This is a genomic window from Psychrobacter sp. TB55-MNA-CIBAN-0194 (genome assembly GCF_040309505.1).
Taxonomy (GTDB): Bacteria; Pseudomonadota; Gammaproteobacteria; order Pseudomonadales; family Moraxellaceae; genus Psychrobacter; species Psychrobacter fozii.
In genome coordinates this window covers 84,559-105,698 of sequence record NZ_JBEOOW010000010.1, presented here as the reverse complement: position 1 = coordinate 105,698, position 21,140 = coordinate 84,559, and the positions used below count along the sequence as shown (strand labels likewise).

21 protein-coding genes and 1 tRNA gene are annotated in these 21,140 nt (G+C 44.2%); 7 read left to right on the top strand and 15 right to left on the bottom strand.

Annotation, left to right across the window (positions count from 1 at the left end; genetic code table 11):
• Positions 1-10: 10 nt before the first annotated feature.
• The 10 genes from rplB to AAEY75_RS12105 all read right to left on the bottom strand — a co-directional run bounded on the left by rplB (position 11) and on the right by AAEY75_RS12105 (position 8,524).
• Complete coding sequence (rplB, locus tag AAEY75_RS12150; protein WP_110923943.1) at positions 11-838, bottom strand: 50S ribosomal protein L2; 828 nt, start codon at positions 836-838, stop codon at positions 11-13.
• 11 nt (positions 839-849) lie between these two features.
• Entirely contained in the window at positions 850-1,200 is a 351-nt protein-coding gene (gene rplW / locus AAEY75_RS12145) for a 50S ribosomal protein L23 (RefSeq protein ID WP_011279789.1), read from the bottom strand.
• Complete coding sequence (gene rplD, locus AAEY75_RS12140; RefSeq protein ID WP_110923942.1) at positions 1,197-1,799, bottom strand: 50S ribosomal protein L4; 603 nt, start codon at positions 1,797-1,799, stop codon at positions 1,197-1,199. The genes rplW and rplD overlap by 4 nt, the downstream gene beginning before the upstream one ends.
• Positions 1,800-1,813: 14 nt before the next feature.
• On the bottom strand, positions 1,814-2,452 hold the full coding sequence (gene rplC, locus AAEY75_RS12135) for a 50S ribosomal protein L3 (RefSeq protein WP_110923941.1): 639 nt from the start codon (positions 2,450-2,452) through the stop codon (positions 1,814-1,816).
• Between the two features lie 48 nt (positions 2,453-2,500).
• Positions 2,501-2,812, bottom strand: a complete 312-nt coding sequence (gene rpsJ, locus AAEY75_RS12130) for a 30S ribosomal protein S10 (RefSeq protein WP_010196670.1) — start codon at positions 2,810-2,812, stop codon at positions 2,501-2,503.
• Between the two features lie 407 nt (positions 2,813-3,219).
• Positions 3,220-4,803: a ribonuclease G gene (rng, locus tag AAEY75_RS12125; protein WP_197217888.1), complete on the bottom strand. Its 1,584-nt coding sequence runs from the start codon at positions 4,801-4,803 to the stop codon at positions 3,220-3,222.
• A gap of 173 nt (positions 4,804-4,976) precedes the next feature.
• Complete coding sequence (locus AAEY75_RS12120; RefSeq protein WP_197217889.1) at positions 4,977-5,648, bottom strand: Maf family protein; 672 nt, start codon at positions 5,646-5,648, stop codon at positions 4,977-4,979.
• A 166-nt stretch (positions 5,649-5,814) separates the two neighbouring features.
• On the bottom strand, positions 5,815-6,300 hold the full coding sequence (gene mreD / locus AAEY75_RS12115) for a rod shape-determining protein MreD (RefSeq protein ID WP_197217890.1): 486 nt from the start codon (positions 6,298-6,300) through the stop codon (positions 5,815-5,817).
• A gap of 140 nt (positions 6,301-6,440) precedes the next feature.
• A complete protein-coding gene (mreC, locus tag AAEY75_RS12110) occupies positions 6,441-7,301 on the bottom strand; it encodes a rod shape-determining protein MreC (protein ID WP_197217891.1) in 861 nt (286 codons plus the stop codon).
• Between the two features lie 185 nt (positions 7,302-7,486).
• Complete coding sequence (locus tag AAEY75_RS12105; RefSeq protein WP_197102436.1) at positions 7,487-8,524, bottom strand: rod shape-determining protein; 1,038 nt, start codon at positions 8,522-8,524, stop codon at positions 7,487-7,489.
• 606 nt (positions 8,525-9,130) lie between these two features.
• Between AAEY75_RS12105 and gatC the strand changes: the two genes are divergently transcribed.
• The 7 genes from gatC to AAEY75_RS12070 all read left to right on the top strand — a co-directional run bounded on the left by gatC (position 9,131) and on the right by AAEY75_RS12070 (position 15,092).
• Entirely contained in the window at positions 9,131-9,445 is a 315-nt protein-coding gene (gene gatC, locus AAEY75_RS12100; RefSeq protein ID WP_197217892.1) for an Asp-tRNA(Asn)/Glu-tRNA(Gln) amidotransferase subunit GatC, read from the top strand.
• Between the two features lie 70 nt (positions 9,446-9,515).
• The gene (gene gatA, locus AAEY75_RS12095) at positions 9,516-11,012 is read left to right on the top strand and encodes an Asp-tRNA(Asn)/Glu-tRNA(Gln) amidotransferase subunit GatA (RefSeq protein ID WP_352259713.1); all 1,497 of its coding nucleotides are present in this window, start codon (positions 9,516-9,518) and stop codon (positions 11,010-11,012) included.
• Entirely contained in the window at positions 11,012-12,541 is a 1,530-nt protein-coding gene (gene gatB / locus AAEY75_RS12090; RefSeq protein WP_352259712.1) for an Asp-tRNA(Asn)/Glu-tRNA(Gln) amidotransferase subunit GatB, read from the top strand. The genes gatA and gatB overlap by 1 nt, the downstream gene beginning before the upstream one ends.
• A gap of 114 nt (positions 12,542-12,655) precedes the next feature.
• Positions 12,656-12,732 (top strand) — tRNA-Pro (locus tag AAEY75_RS12085).
• 203 nt (positions 12,733-12,935) lie between these two features.
• The gene (locus AAEY75_RS12080; protein ID WP_352259711.1) at positions 12,936-13,751 is read left to right on the top strand and encodes a hypothetical protein; all 816 of its coding nucleotides are present in this window, start codon (positions 12,936-12,938) and stop codon (positions 13,749-13,751) included.
• 102 nt (positions 13,752-13,853) lie between these two features.
• The gene (locus AAEY75_RS12075) at positions 13,854-14,033 is read left to right on the top strand and encodes a hypothetical protein (RefSeq protein ID WP_352259710.1); all 180 of its coding nucleotides are present in this window, start codon (positions 13,854-13,856) and stop codon (positions 14,031-14,033) included.
• A 102-nt stretch (positions 14,034-14,135) separates the two neighbouring features.
• Entirely contained in the window at positions 14,136-15,092 is a 957-nt protein-coding gene (locus AAEY75_RS12070; RefSeq protein WP_352259709.1) for a DUF1853 family protein, read from the top strand.
• Positions 15,093-15,120: 28 nt separating this feature from the next.
• Here the strand turns inward: AAEY75_RS12070 and AAEY75_RS12065 are convergent, their stop codons facing one another.
• From AAEY75_RS12065 to trpA, 5 genes are all read right to left on the bottom strand, one after another.
• Positions 15,121-15,651 (bottom strand): DUF2726 domain-containing protein, encoded by a 531-nt coding sequence (locus AAEY75_RS12065; protein WP_352259708.1) that lies wholly within the window; start codon positions 15,649-15,651, stop codon positions 15,121-15,123.
• A 275-nt stretch (positions 15,652-15,926) separates the two neighbouring features.
• Positions 15,927-17,141 carry a LysM peptidoglycan-binding domain-containing protein gene (locus tag AAEY75_RS12060; protein ID WP_352259707.1) on the bottom strand — a complete coding sequence of 405 codons (1,215 nt, stop codon included), beginning with the start codon at positions 17,139-17,141 and terminating at the stop codon, positions 15,927-15,929.
• Between the two features lie 265 nt (positions 17,142-17,406).
• Positions 17,407-18,774: a bifunctional folylpolyglutamate synthase/dihydrofolate synthase gene (locus AAEY75_RS12055; protein ID WP_352259706.1), complete on the bottom strand. Its 1,368-nt coding sequence runs from the start codon at positions 18,772-18,774 to the stop codon at positions 17,407-17,409.
• Between the two features lie 241 nt (positions 18,775-19,015).
• Positions 19,016-19,924 (bottom strand): acetyl-CoA carboxylase, carboxyltransferase subunit beta, encoded by a 909-nt coding sequence (accD, locus tag AAEY75_RS12050; protein WP_110923994.1) that lies wholly within the window; start codon positions 19,922-19,924, stop codon positions 19,016-19,018.
• Between the two features lie 313 nt (positions 19,925-20,237).
• Positions 20,238-21,062 (bottom strand): tryptophan synthase subunit alpha, encoded by an 825-nt coding sequence (gene trpA / locus AAEY75_RS12045; RefSeq protein WP_352259705.1) that lies wholly within the window; start codon positions 21,060-21,062, stop codon positions 20,238-20,240.
• Positions 21,063-21,140 lie beyond the last annotated feature (78 nt).

Genomic DNA, 21,140 nt, shown 5'->3' with positions numbered 1-21,140 from the left:
AATTCTTCCTTTATTTCTTCTTGGCGCGACGGCGGATGATCATGTTGTCAGTACGCTTATTGCTACGCGTTTTAAGTCCTTTAGACTTCTGACCCCAAGGGCTAGTTGGATGGCGACCTTTGTTACGACCTTCACCACCACCATGTGGGTGATCAACCGGGTTCATAGCGACACCACGAACTGAAGGACGAACACCACGCCAACGTGAAGCACCGGCTTTACCAAGTGATTTCAAGTTGTTTTCAGTGTTAGAAACTTCGCCGATAACAGCACGGCAATTCACGTGTACGCGACGAGTTTCGCCAGAACGCAAACGTAGAATAGCATAAATACCGTCACGACCTAACAACTGAACACTAGCACCCGCTGCGCGAGCCATCTGTGCACCTTTACCGATTTTAAGTTCGATATTGTGAATCACAGTACCCAATGGGATGTTTTTCAGTGGTAAACAGTTACCTGGACGGATTGGTGAAGTTTCACCTGACATTACTGTATCACCAACTGCTTGTTTTTTAGCAGCGATGATGTAACGGCGTTCGCCATCAGCGTACTTAAGTAGTGCAATATGCGCAGTACGGTTAGGATCGTATTCAATACGCTCTACCGTAGCTGGGATATTGTCTTTAGTACGTTTGAAATCGATAATACGATAATGTTGCTTATGACCACCGCCAATGTGACGAGTAGTAATGCGGCCATTATTGTTACGACCACCGGTCTTGCTTTTTGATTCTAGAAGCGCTGCAAACGGACGACCTTTATAAAGGTGTGGATGCACTACTTTTTCAACAAAACGACGGCCTGGTGATGTTGGCTTTGCTCTTACGATAGGCATGAGTGTAATCCTTATTCGTTATTCGCTGTTTCACTAGTAGAAGCAGTCGTGTTCGCGACCTCTTCACCAGCATCAGCCATTTGTACATCTTGACCAGCTTTTAAGGTAACATAGGCTTTTTTGTAGTCATTACGACGGCCAATACTTTTACCAAAACGCTTTGTCTTACCTTTAACATTCAAAGTGTTTACTTTTAATACTTCAACACCTTCAAACATCATCTCAACTGCTTTTTTAACTTCAAGCTTAGTAGCCTTAGAGTCAATTTTAAATACCTGCACACCAAGTGAGTCGCCAAGCATTTGAGATTTCTCTGAGAATACAGGTCCTCTTAGGATCTGATAAAGTCTTGCGTTATTCATGCTAGTGCTTCCTCAAATTGTTTCGCAGCTTCAACTGACATGATTACTTTGTCAAAAGCAATCAAGCTCACTGGGTCAACTTCACTTGTATCAAGTACGTTGACATGTGGAATGTTGCGAGCGGCTAAGTATAAGTTTTCGTCAACTTCTTTAGTGACGATCAATGCACGAGGTGCACCAAGCTCATTTAACTTTGCGATCAGCTCTTTGGTCTTAGGACCAGAAACGCTCAACTCTTCTACCAAAATCAGACGCTCTTGGCGAATCAATTCGGCTAGGATGCACTGCATCGCACCGCGATACATCTTACGGTTTACTTTCTGTGACCAATCTTGTGGTTTGGCCGCAAATGCACGTCCGCCCCCACGCCAGATTGGGCTACGAATAGAACCCGCACGAGCGCGACCAGTACCTTTTTGGCGCCATGGCTTAATACCACCGCCAGAAACTTCGGCACGGGTTTTTTGTGCGCGTGTACCTTGGCGAGCACCAGCTAAATAAGCGGTGACGACTTGATGCACTAGTGCTTCGTTGAATTCACGACCAAATGCCGTATCAGAAAGCTCAACCGCAGCACCTGTAACTGTTTTTAAATCCACGTTAATCCCCTTGCTTAGGCTTTGACTGACGGACGTACGATAACATCGCCACCGGTGGCACCTGGGATAGCACCCTTGATGACAAGTAACCCTTTTTCGGCATCAACCGAAATCACTTCTAGGCCTTGAACGGTAACGCGTTTGTTACCCATCTGACCCGCCATCTTTTTGCCTTTGAATACTTTACCTGGTGACTGGTTCTGACCAGTTGAACCATGTGCACGATGAGATACTGAGTTACCATGAGTCGCATCTTGCATACTAAAGTTGTGACGCTTTACAGGACCCTGAAAACCTTTACCTTTACTGTTTCCTGTAACATCAACCATCTGACCTTGTTCGAACAAGTCAGCTAGAATCTCGCCACCAATTTCACGACCTTCAAGATCGCTTTCGTTGGCACGAAATTCCCAAACACCACGACCAGCGGCAACGCCAGCTTTAGCGAAGTGACCTTTTTGAGCTGCTGTTACGCGGCTGTCACGACGAGTACCTGTGGTGACTTGGATGGCTTGATAGCCATCTACATCAGTATTTTTTACTTGAGTAATGCGGTTAGCACTGATCTCAACCACTGTTACAGGGATAGATGCGCCTGCTTCAGTGAAGACACGGGTCATGCCGCATTTTTTACCGACTAAACCGATCGCCATTTTAGACCTCTTTATATCTTATATTAATGGGTTGGGTGTTTATGTGCATTAACCCAAAGCAATTTGAACGTCAACACCCGCCGCTAAATCTAATTTCATTAGCGCATCCACAGTTTTATCAGTAGGCTGAACGATATCAACCATACGCTTATGAGTACGGATTTCGTACTGATCACGAGCGTCTTTGTTTACGTGTGGTGAAGTTAGAACGTTGAAGCGCTCAATGCGAGTCGGCAACGGTACAGGACCACAAACTTGCGCACCGGTGCGCTTTGCAGTATCAACAATCTCTTGTGCAGATTGATCGATCAGACGATGATCAAAAGACTTAAGACGGATACGGATTCTCTGGTTAGCCATGCCAGCAAGCTCCTAATATGTGCTTTTGTCATTCTTGCTTTGCAAAGATATGATCAAAAGCCGTTTGGTTAAATATTTACTTAAAGCTGCCTTCTGTTCTTAACCAGAATGAGTTCTTTATTGGAACTTATAGCCTGCTAAAAGCAAAATAGTTTAAAGCCCCACCAACCCTTCCATTATCGGATGTTAGTAGAGGCATAATGAAATAGTGCTAGAAACGATGCTCTAGCTGTCATAGCGCCAGCTGTTTGATTGGCTGCGCATATATAATTCAGTGGTGTATATTATACATAGTATTTCGTTCATTGCAAGGGCTATATCTATAGCGAATCCAGATATTACGCTTTATAAACAAAGCTATCTATTTCTAATAATTACCTTTATCTATGTTAGTAGTGGAAATCGTATCAATCCAAAACGATGTCGTATTGCTCTTGAGTATAAAGATTTTCTACATCAAAAGTAATGACTCTACCTAATAAATACTCTAGATCTGCGACGGTGTCCGACTCTGAAGTTAGTAACAAGTCAATAACGGCTGCATGCGCCACTACGGTGAACTTTTTTGGAGAATTATAAGTACGGGCACAACGCATAATTTCACGGAATATCTCAAAACAGACCGTCTCGGCAGTTTTTACAAACCCACGACCTTGACAGGTCGAACATGGCTCACAGAGCTGCTGCCCTAGTGACTCACGTGTGCGTTTACGGGTCATCTCTACCAAGCCAAGCTCACTGACTTGCGTAATCTTAGTTTTGGCATAATCTTGCGTAAGCTGTGATTGTAAGCTCTCGAGCACATCATCTTTATGCTGTTGTTCAAGCATATCAATAAAGTCCAAGATGATAATGCCGCCTAGATTTCGTAAACGTAACTGACGGGCAATAGCATGTGTAGCCTCTAGATTGGTTTTATAAACCGTGTCTTCTAAAGAGCGACCACCAACGAAAGACCCTGTATTGACATCTATCGTTGTCATTGCTTCGGTCTGGTCGATAATGAGATAACCACCCGACTTTAGGTCGACACGGCGCTTCAAAGCATCTTTTAAGTCATCTTCGACACGGTGTACATCAAAGAGTGATTGCTCAGCGGTATAGTGTACGATTCGATCATATACAAAAGGAACAAACTCTTTGGCAAAGTATCTGACTTGCTCATAGATTTGCGCATTATCAATGATAACTTTTTCGGTATCAGCATGTACCAAGTCTCGGATCGAGCGCAATGGTAACGCTAGCTCTTGATAAATCAGCTCTGAGCTTTGATGATGATTGATTTCTTGGCGACGGGCACAGATAGTACGCCAAAGCTGCAATAGGTAGTAAATGTCTTCTTCGAGCTTATCAACAGGAACACGTTCAGCAGCAGTGCGAGCAATCAATCCGCCTTTTAGGTTGACCGTCTGCATCAAGCTAGTCAGCTCAGTCTTTAGACGAGTACGTTCCTCTTCACCATCGATGCGCTGAGATATACCGATATGTTCACTTGATGGCAGATAAACCAAGTAGCGTGACGGTAGTGATACATTGGTGGTTAAACGAGCGCCTTTGCTGCCCAATTGATCTTTTGTCACCTGTACTAAGATACGTTGGCTTTCGTGCAAACGATGCTGAATGAGTGTTTTAGAAGTCGGTATGACTTCCGTATTCTGAGTGTTGACTATCGGTAGTGTGACGTCCAAGTCATCAGTAGCACTTTCTATCGCGCCATTGGTTTGATTTTTGGCAGTGTCAGTCGTTTTCTTTACTGCACGAGGCTCACGCTGCATATCATTGACATGTAAGAATGCTGTGCGCGACTGCCCGATATCAACGAATGCTGCCTGCATTCCAGGTAGGACACGTACGACTGTACCTAGGTAAATGTTACCCACCAACCCCAGTTTATGATGACGTTCAATATAAATCTCGCCCAAGATGCCGTTGTCTAGTACTGCGACACGGGACTCCATTGGACTAATATTAATCAGCAGCTCTTCGGACATAATGTTTTCTCTTATCTCTCAGCTTTCTTGTTAGACGTTCATCGCCTATTATCTTTATAGTGTAACAAATGCGGCTTGCTCTCGCCCATTACTCTCACGTGTCATTATGTGCAGAGAGTTGACGACTGATTTCTCGCTAATAAACCCTCTCTACATAGATTTATCTTATCTATTTAATCTAGATTCGCATCGGTAAGCGTTTTAATTAATGCCAGCGTTTGCGAAAGCGGTAAACCAACAACATTGGTATAGCTGCCATTGATACTGCTGACCCATGCCGCACCCAAGCCTTGAATACCATAACCACCTGCTTTATCAGCAGGCTCACCACTATCCCAATAGTTACTCATCATCTGTGGTGTCAGCGGGATAAAGCTCACTTCTGTACGTTCAGTGATTTTCTGCTGCTTGATAATCTGGAAAGTTGGATTATGCGTTGATACATCGTGCTCTGATGTTGTGGGCAACAGCTGTATGTGAGTTGCTTGAACCGCGGTCCATACTTCATGAACACTATCAGACATTTGCTGCCACATACTATAAGCGTGCTCGCGATCGATTGGTTTAACCAAAACCGTTTTACCGTCTGGCAGTACACCAATGGTGTCAGACGTTAAGATGAGAATCTGCTTAGCAAGGTCACTCTTAGTTGCATTGCCCGTCTCATTTAGCTTTTGTATCGCAGCCTCAGCTTTGGTGACGACCATGCGCTCGATATAGTCTTTTGGCGATTCGTTATCATATTGCGTTTCATCAATATCCACGCTCAAGATACTAAAATCCAGTTGCGCTCTTTCTAATAGCTCACGACGACGCGGCGAACCAGATGCTAAAACGATATCCATCGCAACTCTCTTTATATAAATTCATGTGTATTGAATACTAAAAAATTTTATTAATAGGCGTGTCAGAATCGGCCTGAACAATCGCTATCGCTCTATGAGTTATGAACGAGCATCATTATTCATAGGTATTATTGTTCATAAGCACTGTTGCTCATAAACGTAGTGATTAACGCGCAAACTTACGTAGAGCGAATAAAACCAGAGGCCAGCTCAGGATGCTCATTAATAATGATAGGGTGGCTTGAGCGACAAAAACATTTTGGATGAACATCTGTAGCATCCACAAGTTCAATTGAAAAATGATCAATCCAAAACTGGCTACTAGCCATGCACTAGCGGTGTTCATTTGTCTGATATATACACTGGTAATTTTGATAAAGAGAGCGACTACTACTGCGGCAAAGGCCTGCTCTCCCAAGTGGGTATCCATCAGTAGATCAGCAATAATACCGATGGTAAATGCCGTAAAGATGCCAACATAGCGCGGTTGAAACAACAACCAAAAAATCAGCACCATAATCATGACCATAGGACGCAGCGTGGCCATACTAGGGCTCAATGGATATACATTAAGTGAGGAAGCAACGACAAAGCTTAGAATAATCGTAACAATGAGTACTACCGTTGCATTCTCAGAATCAGGATACGACATGAGTACTTACCTTAGCGGGTGTTAGCGGCGGCTATTAGAGCATAGCTAGGCATTAATGGGATGAACACTGTGATTGAGAATATACCAATAAATAGGCTATTCGGCGACTATCAACGCATTGTTCGCTAAATGATGCTTATCTAGCGCTCATCGAGAACAATATCATTGCTGTTGGCTCGTTTGTCTTGCAGAATGAGAACATACGCATTGTCAATAAAGTTAGCTGCTGGCGTGACTTCTATGCTTCTAAAGTTGTCCGCTTGTCCATCTTTGACATGAGCAACACGGCCAACACGGTAACCCGCTGGAATACGACCACCGAGCCCTGACGAAACCAACTCATCCCCCACACGCACGTCTGAGGTTTTGAATACGTAATCGAGGCTCAATGACGTTGGTATCCCTTTCCCTGTAACGATAGCACGTTGACCTGTGCGCTTGACAGTAACGGCAACCGATTGCTGTTCGTCAGTAATCAATAGCAAACGACTGGTATTAGGATAAACGTTAATAATTTGCCCTAAGATACCTTTTTCATCAATGACCGTTTGTCCAACTTGCACACCATCTTGTGCGCCTTTATTAAGCATCACAATTTGTCTGAGCAAATTGGTATCTGTACCGATAACTTGTGCGAGAGTGAGATCAAACTGTTCAGGCTCAGTAGTCGACAGAATACCTTGCAGGCGCGCATTTTGTGCCAAGATATAGTCTTGCTGCTGGAGCTTGGCTTGCGCGTGTATCAATTGAGACTTTAGCTGTATGTTTTCGCGGCGTAGGGCTTCTTTAGATTGCAAGCTTCCACTCACCCAATGCTTGGCGTAGCTCGGTAATAACGATAACTCATAAATAGGCTGCATAGCGGCATGGCTAGTATTACGTATTGGTTTAAACCAGTCTGAGTTTTTGCTATCAAACCACATCAACACTAAGGCTACTATCAATACGATGGCAGTCTTGCGAAGTGCTAATGGCTGGCGCGCAAAAATACTTGGAATCATAAGTCGTCTAACTCAGAGGTTATAAAATAAGCGGTAGCCAGTACGGAATTCTAGCATTGAATAATGTGATTAAAGGTAGCGCAGCGGGCTACCTTTAATTTTATATCTTTATAACCTGTTACTTCATTTTAACAATAACTAAGCACTGTGTACTATCAAAAACGATAGAACTTAGTTAATACGTTTTACACAAAAATCATGTTTAAACTTTTGTTGTTGATAAAGTCAAGAGCGATACCACCGCCGCGGCTGACACAAGTCAGTGGATCTTCGGCAACTGTTACAGGCAGACCTGTTTCTCTTGAAATTAATTTGTCTAAATCACGTAATAAAGCGCCGCCACCCGTCAATACAATACCGCGCTCTGCGATATCCGATGACAGCTCAGGTGGTGTTTGCTCAAGCGCTGCTTTTACTGCGCTAACGATACCACTCAATGGATCACTTAGTGCTTTCTGTACTTCTTCTGAATTGACTGTGAACGTTTTTGGCACGCCTTCTGCCATGCTACGACCACGCACTTCTACTTCTAACTGGCCTTCTTCGTTCAGTGCAGAGCCAACTTCTTTTTTGATACGCTCAGCGGTCGTCTCACCAATGACACAACCGTGCGTACGGCGTACATGGGTAATGATTGCTTCATCAAAAATATCGCCACCGATACGGATAGACTCAGCGTAGACGCAGCCAGATAGAGCGATAACAGCAATCTCAGTCGTGCCGCCACCGATATCAACGACCATAGAACCACTGGCTTCGTGAACTGGCATACCCGCACCAATCGCTGCCGCCATTGGCTCTTCTAGCAACAATACTTTGCTAGCGCCTGCTGATGATACTGCCTCACGAATCGCTTTACGCTCAACTAGGGTAGACTTACAAGGCACACAAACGACCACATTAGGCTGTGCCATAAAACGCTTGGCTTTTACCTTCATGATAAAATGCTTGAGCATCTTTTGGGTCACTTCAAAGTCAGCAATCACGCCGTCTTTTAGTGGGCGAATCGCCGTGATATTGGAAGGTGTACGACCAAGCATCTGCTTGGCATCGATACCAACAGCAGCAACAGTAGGGTTTTGCGTACGATTACTTCGTAGCGCCACTACCGTAGGCTCGTCAAGTACGACACCTTTATTAGGAATAAAAATGAGGGTGTTCGCAGTACCGAGGTCGATAGCGATATTATTTGATAAAAATCCAAACAGGTTCATGACTAATATATCCAGCGTCTTACGAATGAGGCGAATGAGATTGACTGAGGTGTTACTCGTCAGTGTTGAGCAGGTCGTCATTAGACATTACCTGAAGCGAAAGCTGAACATCGCAACAAGCCAAACCTAAGCAATAATGATGAAATGAAAAAATCGAGCTAAATTATACCTATTTAGCTCAAAAAAAACACAGGTATTTGCATCAATAAGTAAGGAATTTAGTCTTAAACGTTAAAAGTTGTTTCAAAGTTTGAAATAGCAGTCTCTATCGCTCAAATCTAATGAAACACCATTTAATTCAATAACTAACAAGGGTTCTACAGGCAGATGAGGTTTTGCTTAATAGCACAAGTGCATACTGTAACGTATTTCAGAACATAATGGGGAAGCAATTGGAAATCAACCGTGAATTATTCAGTCAATTTTGCAAATCACTTGCTCTTGGTTGATATTGTGCATCAATCAAGCGTCATGCTCTGTAAACTTAGGTCAGATGCTTTATAATAACGTAACTCTATATCAGATTTTATCTTAGTACCTGTTCAGTATCTAATCTATTATTTAAATCTAACTAGTACCCAAATCTAACAAAAACTGTCCTTCACTGGAGAAACTATGTCACAGCAGCCAACAACGTCTGACAGCAACGTCAGTCGTGAAGAAATACTAGAAGTTGCCAGCCTTGCGCGTTTAGGTGTCGATGAGACTACGGCCGATAACTATGCCGACGACATCAGTAAAGTACTAAAGCTTATGCATACGCTTGCTAACGTAGATACCACTGATATCAAACCATTATCGAACATCCATGAAGCCTGCCAAGAGCTGCGTGTCGATGTTGCCAAACACGATATCAACCGCGAACGCAATCAATCGGTCGCGCCAGCCATTGAAGACGGTTTGTATTTGGTACCACAAGTGATTGAGTAAGCGGTCGGTTATTTCTCTTCCTTTATTTCATTCGATTTTATGTTATTAACATTTTGACGGACGACACCTTATGTCTGAACTTCATTTATTAAGTACCCAGCAGCTTATTACGGGCTTACAAGACAAACAATTTAGTAGCCTTGAGCTGACAGAACACTATATCAAGCGTATCGATGCGCTAGACAGCAAAATTAACAGCTTTATCACTCACACCTCTGAGACAGCACGCGCACAAGCAAAAGCGGCAGACGAGATGCGTGCACAAGGCGATCAGCGTCCACTACTCGGCGTCCCTATGGCACACAAAGACATCTTTTGTACCCAAGGCGTATTGACGACTTGTGGCTCAAAGATGCTACACAACTTTGTGTCGCCTTATGATGCCACTATCGTTTCTAACATCGATAAAGCAGGCATGATTAGCTTGGGTAAGCTCAATATGGATGAGTTTGCCATGGGCTCAGACAACAGTAGCTCATACTATGGCACCGTACAAAACCCTTGGAACCTAGAGCGTGTCCCTGGCGGTTCATCAGGTGGTAGTGCTGCTGCCGTTGCCGCTGGCTTCGTTCCAGTTGCTACCGGTAGTGATACGGGTGGCTCTATTCGTCAGCCAGCCTCATTCTGCGGCCTAACCGGTATCAAGCCTACCTATGGCCGAGTGTCACGCTTTGGTATGATTGCCTACGCTTCAAGTCTGGATCAAGCTGGTAGCATGGGACGCAGCGCTAAAGATTGCGCTTACCTGCTACAGCCAATGATTGGTCACGATCCACGCGATGCGACTTCGATCAAATATGACATGCCTGACTATGTACAAGACATCAACGATGCAGAAGCCGCTGCTGGTGACAAACCATTTGCTGGCTTGCGTATTGGTGTGGCTAAAGAATACTTTGGTGCAGGGCTTGATAGCGAAGTTGAACAAGCAGCACGTGCGGCTCTGAACAAATATGAAGAGCTGGGCGCGACCATTGTAGAAGTGAACATCACTGATCCTGAAATCACGCTTGCCACTTACTACATGCTAGCGCCTGCCGAGGCATCATCAAACCTATCTCGCTTCGATGGCGTACGTTTCGGCTATCGCTGTGAAAACCCAACGGATCTGATCGATCTATACACGCGCTCACGCTCTGAAGGCTTTGGGCCTGAAGTACAGCGTCGTATCTTGACCGGCACTTATGCGCTATCGGCTGGTTACTTCGATGCTTACTATACGAAAGCACAGAAAATTCGCCGCTTAATCGTTAAAGATTTCGATGAAGCATTTGCTAGCTGTGATGTGATTGCCAGTCCAACCGCACCAACGGCTGCTTACAGGCTCAGTGATAATCTCGACCCTGCGACCATGTACTTAGGTGACGTTTATACCATCGCGGTCAACTTAGCGGGTCTGCCTGCGCTTAGCCAACCAGTCGGTTTGACCTCAGACGGTCTACCAATTGGCTTGCAATTAATCGGTAAGCATTGGCAAGAGAGTCAACTGCTCACGACCGCGCATCTGTTCCAGCAGCATACGGATCATCATCTACAGCACTCTGCCATCGCAAAGGAGACGGTATAATGAATACAGCAACTACTACTGATAACAATGCCGTCCGCGAGCACGCCGTGCGTAAAGAGCTGTTCGTTGATGGTTATGAAGTCGTCATCGGCATTGAGATTCATTGCCAGTTGAACACGGAAAGTAAAATATTCTCAAGTGCGCCGACTGACTTTGGTCACGAGCCAAACAGCCAAGCCAGCATCGTAGACTTGGGCTTGCCTGGTGTGTTGCCAGTGCTAAATGCTGGCGTGGTCGATCGCGCGCTAAAATTCGGTATCGGCGTCAACGCTGAGTTAGGTCTATTTAATACGTTTGACCGTAAAAACTACTTCTATCCAGATTTGCCTAAAGGCTATCAAATCACTCAGATGGCCAACCCGATCGTCGGCGAAGGTTACATCGATGTCGTGGTCAATGAAGGGGATAAGAACGAATACCCTAAACGTATGGGCATCACCCGCGCGCATTTAGAAGAAGATGCTGGTAAATCAGTGCATGATGCTGTCGATGGTATGACTGGCGTCGATCTCAACCGTGCTGGTACGCCGCTGATTGAAATCGTCTCTGAGCCTGATATGCGCTCTGCTCATGAAGCGCTTGCCTACATCAAAGCGATTCATCAGTTGGTGACTTGGCTGGGTATTTCTGATGCTATCATGGCAGAAGGCTCGTTCCGCTGTGATTGTAACGTCTCTATACGCAAACCTGGTTATGATCTCGGTACGCGTACTGAGCTTAAAAACTTAAACTCGTTCCGCTTCATCGAACGCGCTATCAATCGTGAAATCGAGCGTCAAATCGATATCTTAGAGGACGGTGGCAAAGTCGTTCAGGCGACGATGCTATATGATCCAGAGCGCGATGAAACTCGTGTGATGCGTTCTAAAGAAGATGCCAACGACTATCGCTATTTCCCTGATCCTGACCTGCTACCTGTCCGTATCGAGCAGCATACGGTTGATGCGATTAAAGCGGCGATGCCTGAGCTACCTGTAGCCCGTCGTGCACGTTTTGAAGAAGCGCTTGGTCTATCAGAATATGATGCTCGTATCTTGACTGGTAGCCGTCAAATTGCCGATTACTTCGAAGACGTGGTCGCAGAAGTGGGACAATCAGATGCCAAAATGGCAGGCAACTGGGTCATGGGCGATTTGCTCGGCGCACTGAACAAAGATGACAAAGAAATCACTGACTCCCCTATCAGCGCCAAGCAATTGGCTGGTATGCTAAAACGCATCAAAGATGACACGCTATCTGGCAAACTGGCTAAGAAAGTCTTTAGTGCTCTATACGAGCGTGAAGGCGGCGATGCTGATGATGCAGCCGATAAGATCATCGAAGAAAAAGGTCTCAAGCAAGAAACCGACACTGGCGCTATTAAAGCCATCGTTGAAGACGTTATTGGGAAAAACCAAGCGATGGTCGATGAGTATCGTGGCGGTAAAGAAAAAGCCTTTAACGGTCTGGTCGGTCAAGTGATGAAAGCCAGTCGCGGTAGTGCCAATCCGCAGCAAGTAAACCAAATCCTAAAAGAGTTATTGGGTTAAGGCAAGCTACTGGTTGGTTCAGCTGACTGTAATAGGCAAAATAATGTGATAGATTTTGGCTACTATAAATAGCCCTTGCAATATACATAATTTTGCGTAAAATAGTCAGTCACTCGGGGCGTAGCGCAGTCTGGTAGCGCACTACACTGGGGGTGTAGTGGTCGCAGGTTCAAATCCTGCCGTTCCGACCAAACATAGTAGTAAAGATAAAAGCCAATCATTGTTTTCAATGGTTGGCTTTTTTTTGTGCTAAATTTGACTGGTGATAGTTGATAGAGCAAAAAATAATAAAAAATCCTGTAAGGCTAGGGCTAATTACCTGAACGGCATTTTTACCACCTCAAACGATGCCAGCGCCTTACACCTTTTTTAGGTTTGGGGTATGAGGTGAAATGTGGCTTTATATCATATTCAGGAATTTTTAACATTGAATAATGTTGCCGAATACTTAACAGATAAATGTGACTATGATTTTAATTTAGAATGTTCAATAGACCAAAATAGACTACTTGAAACTATTATTCAACTTGTGCGAAACGATAAATTGCATCCAGTATTTTATTATAGTGGTAATGTGGATTGGTTAGAAAAAGCAGTAACAACAAGGAAGTCAGGTAGCTTAATTACCTATGAGATAGGTTTATCAGATATCAATCGTAATATGATTTATGGAGGGCATTATTTTGTCAATGATAAGAGTTTTAACAAGCTGATTGAAAACAACTGTTCAAACAGTATCAATGTAATCAACTGTACTGTTGAGCCTTATCATGTAGAGGGAAAGCAAGAAATCTTCGAAAATGACGTTCTTGATTACCGTAAAATAAAAGATGATCTTTCAATTACTTTTCACGATTTGCTTTATCCAAAATTAGACCTAGACAAACTTTTTAACCAAACCGAAGCCGATACCGAAGTTATCGAGAAACTAAGAAAAAAGATAGCAGGCCTTGAAAGCCAACTAGCACAAGCCAAAACTGAAATAGAAGACAAGTCAGCTAATGACGAGCCAACACACCATAAAAGTGTAGCCTCTATGCAAGCATTAGTGACCACACTTATCAAAATGGCTGAATATGATAAAGAAGAACTAGCCGATCCTTATGGAGAACTTAATAAGCTTATTCAAGCGAAAGCCGAAGGACTAGGGCTGTCAGTTAAAAAAGACTTTATTGCAAAATGGTTAAAGAAGGCTGATGAAGTTCTATAGAACTCTGCCATTTTCTATATAGAACTATCGAACTATCCTATTTCATAGAATACATCCATACCAGCCGTAGCAATCAAGTTACGGTAAATATGGAGCTAAATAATGACCCAGAAAGATCACACCCCACTTAATCTAGAACAACAGCCACCGCATAGCGTACCTAGCAACTTCTCAAAGTGGATACTGCCAATACTAAAAACGGTACTTAGCATTCTATTGCCTTACTTACTATCACCACCTGATATCAGCATTCATATCCATCACATTAACATCATGTTTTAAAACTAAAGGACTGAGCACTACCCTAGCCGATACTCGTATCCTATAGACTTTTATAGAGCGAGACGTTAGGGTAAATGCTACACCTTTACATTGGTTTAACCTATGTCCGAGTCTATCGCTCAGCCCACACCTAACTGCCTGATAGCTGATGCCCCTTGGGAGCGTTACCGCCGTCCCTATGTGCGTGATTTGGCTTATGCGATAGCTTGTCCTAATGTCTTAACGCAGTGGATAGACTTTGCACCGCATGAGAATACACATGCTATTTCAGTTCATAGCGCTCACTTTTGGCAGGCGCAGTTTGAGGCGTATGAGCAGCGGTTAACAGAGCTGGATACCACTCCTGATTATCAAGCGCTGACTCGCTATTTACTCAAGCGCCCAAGTCCCAATCGATTAGGATTTCATTTTGAAGGGTTGCTGTCATTTTGGTTAGAAGACGGATTTGCGCGCAAGCTGCATTTGTACGAGACGCTCGCTAATAACGTACAGTTATTTAACGGCAAGCAGACAACTGGTGAGATAGATTTAATCTTGTACAATCATCAAGACAAGCTGGTTGAGCATTGGGAGCTGGCCATTAAGTTTTTTATGGGGTCAGCACCGTTTGAGCCTGTGAACTGGGTGGGGATTAATGCCAATGACAACCTACAGCGCAAGATGACACACATGCAGACCAAGCAGTTTCGGGCGGTGTGGGTAGATACTGACAATCATGGACAAGTTAAAATTGATAAACGTTATGGCATTATAAAAGGACGATTCTTTTTGCCAATAGATACCAATAACTTTAGCTACCCTGTTTGGCTAGCACCGAGCTTTCCGATGCATGAATGGTGCGATAAGAATGATATGGCTAATCTCGCTACCATCGATATGACATCATTACGAGCTGCGCATTATATTGAATGGTTTACCAAGCGCGGCTTTTATGATGCGTGTCAAACGCAAACGGTTCGGTCAGATAATGAACCGCCTGCGACAGGGTTATATTTTGTGGGTGATAGACCAATCGTGATTTGTCCCAAACAACCAAACCAAATAGATGAAGCATCCTAGCTAACCTAGATACTTAAAACGGAAAAACTTAATAACTTTCAATCACCTGCATCAGCTCATATCTAAGCATATCTGCACTGGGCATACGCTCCGCATGAAAGCGCACCATCGCAATACCTGCACTGGCAAGCGCTTTGTCTTTCTTGTCATCAGCCTTTTGCCGCGCTTTGCTGCTATGCGTCCAGTCATCCAGCTCGATAGCCACCAGCGTGGTCTGAGCATCAACATCCACGATCACATAGTCAACGCTCTGTCGGCAGATACGATTGAACCAGAAGCTACGTTCTGATGTCTCACTACTATTGGCTTCAATGATTCGTGATAGCTGAACTTGGACAAATATGTGATATTCAGGCAGCGCATTTTTTAACTTATTAAAAAATATTACCTCAGTATCCGTCATGATCGGCATCGGTGCAAACGGCCAAATAGCCAACTCATCGCCGCGTACAGGCTTTGGATCAGGCTCGACGACTACACGTTTTTCTAACAGCTTTGGTACGGTAATTAGCCCTAAAAATCCAACGGCTAAGATTAAAAATATAACACCAAATGACATGGTTTTACCTTATACATGATTAAAGCGGTCAGATAGTTATGGCGATCTTGTAGAAGAGTCGACACATAACTGACCACGGCAAGGCAGCCCTTATAGACTGACAGGTTATAAAAAGAGAAATAGAGAAAAACGGTGCTTATCGTAACCAAGCTGACCCAAATCGGCAAACGATAAAACAAAAAACACGACAGTAGATGTCGTGTTTTCGTGATGATGATATGTTTAATTCAATATACTAGGGCGTGTCCTAGAATACAGGCTTAGTAAACCAGCTATCACCAGTATAAGACCCAAGCGCCCGTTGTATTCACTTTAGGGTCACTATTAATCTTATCCTTTAGCGCCAAGGCTGCGATTTTACCACGCTCAGGGCCGACCACGACTCGGACGCCGCGACTGGTACGACTGGTTTTAACCTGATAGCCTGCTGCTTGGAACTTTTTTACCAAATCATCCGCTCTGTTCTGATCATTCGCCAAGGCCACTTGTACCCCAAAGCTACCCTTCGCATCTGTCTCTTTGACTTCTTTACGAGCTTCGCTGAGTTTCTGCTGCGCTTCCCGCTTGGCTTCTGCTGTTTTCTTAGCTAAGGCTTCTTCTTTTTGACGCTTGGCCTCAGCAGCGGCGGCTTCACGTTCTAATCGTTGCACTTGAGCACGTGATGGAATCGTTATATTTTGACCCAATTGTAACGAGGACAGTGGCGAGATATTATTGGCTTGAGCCAATACTTCTACCGGCATGTTGTATTGTCTTGCTAGCTTAATGAGCCCATCACCTCTTTTTACTTCATAGTCAGAAGGTGATTTTGGTGGCTCTTTCTTAGCCTTAGCCGCTTCGGCAGCTATTCGCTTTTGCTCTGCTAGTGCTTCAGCCTGCTTTTTTGCCTCTGCTTGTGTTTTAGCTTCTGCTTGTTTCTTTGCCTCAGCCGCTTTTTTACTATCAGCTAACTTTTTAGCAGCGGCTTCTGCTTTAATTTCAGCTTGTCGCTTTGCTTCTTGTTGCGCTTGAGCAGCTTTTTGCTTTTCAGCATCACTAGACTTCTTATCATCAGCAGCCGACTCACTATCCGTACGAGGTTGGACGGTTAGGTCTTTAGCGACCTCTTTTGCCGCTTCTGTACTTTCAGTCTCGTCAACGGCTGGTGCACTATTGGCCACATATTGCTGGCTTTCAGCACGTGCTTTCGCCAATGCTTCTGCTTCGGCGGCTTCTTGTTCTGTCAAAAATTGCTGTGCACGCTTTTCTTGCTCTGCGACACGAGCAGCACGCTCTTTTTGTTTCTGTGCCAAGATGCGTTTTTCTGTCTCGATGTCAGTCGTTAACGGCTGCGCAGCTGCTTGCTCAGTACTTGGCGTATCTACAATCGCTGAGGTTGGCGCAGGCTGCTCATCGCTGCTATCGCCAATCTGTTGCACCATAGCGTATAGCATCACGCTACCGCCTAAAATCATCCCAATGCCCAATAAGGCTTGTCTCGAAAAATTCATCCGTTTACGTCTCTTAGTTGGTAATAAGGTTGATTGAGCGGCGCAGCTGTCGTCTCAAAGTTATATCGTAGAGAGTTATATCATAGAGAGCTTTGATGACTAGCGATTGCCGCGGGTTACATGTATCAATTTCCAAATGCACTATCGATCTTTTAATGTCAGTGCTCTTAGTTTCAATGCTCTGAAGCATTTTGATTATAAAGCATATTTTCTATACTGTCTGCCATCACGCTACCGTTAAGATTAACATTAAACAGCGACCAGTTTAACTTAAATTATCAGCATCCAGTGCAGATAGAGCCTCTCCTATCGTATGGAAAGAGCCGCATACTACGATTAAGTCTTGCGGTTGACTGGCCGCTCTGACTGCATAAGTCGCGGCTTGCAAACGCTCAAATTCATGTACTTGAGCACTATCGACATGATTTACTAGTATACCCTGCAAATGCTCAGTGCTGGCTGCCCGTGGATAGTCAATTTCAGCAATAAACCACTCACTAATTGGTAATCCTGCCTCGGTTAAACGCTGTACGACTTTTTCAATGTCCTTATCAGCTAACATGGAAAACAGCATTTTAATGGTGGCAGGTGCGCTATCAGCATGTTCAGCGGTATTTTGATCTGCGACATGCTGCTGCCAAAGCGGTAGTAATTGCGCTAATAAAAACTCAACACCTTGCTCGTTATGCGCCACATCAAATAACCAATGACGATTATCTATCTCGCGATAATCAAATCGACCTGCTAACTTGACCGTTTGCAACGCTGCCTCGATAGCATGGGTATCGACATTCAACGGACTTGCGAGTACTGCTGATAATGCATTGGCCGTATTGGTCAACGATAATGCTGGGCGCGGCAGTTGCATAGTGACAGCAGCATTACTGTATTGCCACGTCGCTGCATCAATGTCGCGGTGGCTAAAGTCTTGCCCTACTTGATAACAATTTGCCTGATGCTTATCAATCGCTTGCTGAACGCTGTTCGGCATCTCAACAGCACCATAGATTAGGCTGATATCATCACGCAATATACCTGCTTTTTCTGCGCCGATATCTTCCACATTGTCACCTAACCAGTCGACATGATCGATTGCAATATTGGTAATCACGGCCATGTCAGGGTCAATAATATTGACCACATCTAGACGACCACCTAGCCCAACCTCTAACACCCACACATCACAATCTGCTTCAGCAAATATTAACAATGCCGCCAGTGTTGTCATCTCAAAAAACGATAGGGTCAAATCACACTGTAGCCGTGCCGCTTCTACTTTGCTAAAGGCAGCAATCAAGACTTGGTCACTGACCATCTCGCCATTGATGCGCACGCGTTCATTAAAGACACTCAAATGCGGTGATTGATATAAAGCTGTTTTATAACCTGCTGCTTGACACATTTGTGCAATGACAGCAGTCGTCGAGCCTTTACCATTGGTGCCTGCCACCGTAAACACATACGCATCGTCTTTAGCTGACTGTACTACGCCTAAGGCATCAGCAACTGGCAATACGCGCGACAACCCCATGTCTATCGCCGACACGTGTATCTGCTGCATGTAATCAAGCCATTCCGTCAAACTGGCATTCTCATTAGGGCTATTCGGGTTAGAAAGTGAAGTGTCAGACATAGATGAAACCTATATTGAAATATTCGAATAGAAAATTGGTGATTAGAAAGCTATCAGTTAGAAAGTCATCGATTAGAAGATAAGCCCTAGTATATAACTACCTGACCAAAACCAAAAATAGCATTTACCGTTGTATGACGATAAATGCTATTAGGGAGTTCTGCATATTTATAGATAGTAGCACTATACTAGGCAGTTATACCAACCACCTGCTTATTTGGAAGGAAGCATCTACAATGTATCAAGCATCAACATTAGGCATGCGGCTTAACTTTGCCAACAAGCGATAGATCGTTTCAATCATCTGATGACGATGTACCACTTCATCCACTACGCCATGTTCTAATAAGAACTCTGCACGCTGGAACGGTTCTTCCAATGTCTCACGTACCGTCTGCTCAATCACGCGCTTGCCTGCAAAGCCAATCATCGCCTTTGGTTCAGCTAAATGAATATCACCAAGCATAGCAAGTGAAGCAGTCACGCCACCATAGACAGGATTGGTCAAGACAACAATATACGGAATACCGGCAATTCTCAAACGCTCAATCGCAGCAGCTGTTCGTGCCATTTGCATCAATGACAACAGGCCTTCTTGCATACGTGCGCCACCAGAAGCAGCGAAACACACTAAAGGTACTTTATCTTCTAGCGCTTTTTCGGCAGCTTGCACAAAACGATCACCAACGACTGACCCCATAGAGCCACCCATAAAACGGAAATCAAACGCACAAGTCACCACATCGAGATTGCGCAGCTTGCCATACAGCACAATCAGCGCCTCAGACTCACCTGTTTTTTCTTGTGCTTCAGCCATACGTGCAGGATACGGCTTACTATCCACAAAACGCAGCGGATCTTTTGCAACGAATTCTTGTCCAAGTTCACCGTTGACCTGATCAAGTAGCCAGTTTAAGCGCTCACGAGCACTCATCGGTAAATGATGATCGCAATGTGGGCACACATAACTGTTGAAAATCAGCGATGTATTGGTAATCATCGAATGACAGTTACTGCATTTAGTTGATGGTTCAGTCTCTACCGCGCTTAATGGTGCAGTCAATTGCTGCTTAACGCCTGGTATCGGGCGATTAAACCAAGATTGCCCAGCAATGTTATTGTTAGGCTCAGCATTATTAGAAGTAGTCATATCAGGTTTTGTTATCGTATCAGTCATATTATTCGCCATTATCAAAGGCTTATCGACAAGCTGGCTCATTCACTTGTCCCTAAGAGTAAATTTAAAAGTCACATACAGTCATAACATGAGCAGTTATAAGGCACGCCTACGCGAAACTGTAACAATTTATGTGTGATGTTAGTTTACACACGTAAACTAACTTTAGCAAAGTCATTTGACAGTGTCTTTATAAACATTGTTATTTATAGACGCTACTGTCTATAAATAACGCTATTAGCACTATAACGAAAACTTAAATGACGATAATTTAACGTTACTTAACTTAGGCACTCAAACTATCAAGCGCACCACGTAACTCGTCCATTTTTACCATGATTTGTTGCTGAGCAGCTGCAACAGCATCGGCATCATTAGCATCTATATCAGCAAAGTTCTGTACCAGCGCACTGCCAACAATCACGCCATCTGCATGAGTACCAATCGCTTTGGCAGAGGCACCATCACGGATACCAAAACCGACGCATACCGGCAAATCCGTCTCTGCTTTGATGGCTTTGACTTGAGTCGCAACAGCGTCAGTATCGAGCGTGGCCGAACCTGTCACACCTTTTAATGACACATAATAGATATAACCACCACAATGCGTCAATACTTGCTCACGGCGCTCAGGCAAAGTCGTTGGCGATAGCAAGAAAATCTCATTCATCGAATGATCAGTCAAGTGCTGCGTGAAGCTGCCCGCCTCTGCTGGTGGCAAATCAACCATCAAGATACCGTCAACACCTGACTGCTCACATAGCGCCACGAAGTTATCATAACCGATGATTTCAACTGGATTGAGATAGCCCATCAGGATAATTGGTGTTTGTGTGTCTGTTTGACGAAACTCTTCGACCATTTTTAGCGCATCACGAGTACTCGTGCCAGCAGCCAATGCACGCTCACCAGCCAAAGCGACCACAGGGCCGTCAGCCATTGGGTCAGAGAATGGCAGACCAACTTCGATCATATCTGCGCCATGCTTCACTAAGTCATGTAGCAAGCCTACTGTCGTCGCTGGATTGGGGTCGCCTGCCATCACATAAGGAATGAGGGCTTTTTTATTTTGTGATTTTAAAGTTGCAAAAGTGCTTTCAATTCTAGTCATAGTGGTCTCTTAATTGTTATAAACCGACTCATTTGACCCCTCATTAAATAATCTCTATTGAGTAAATTAAGTAATAAG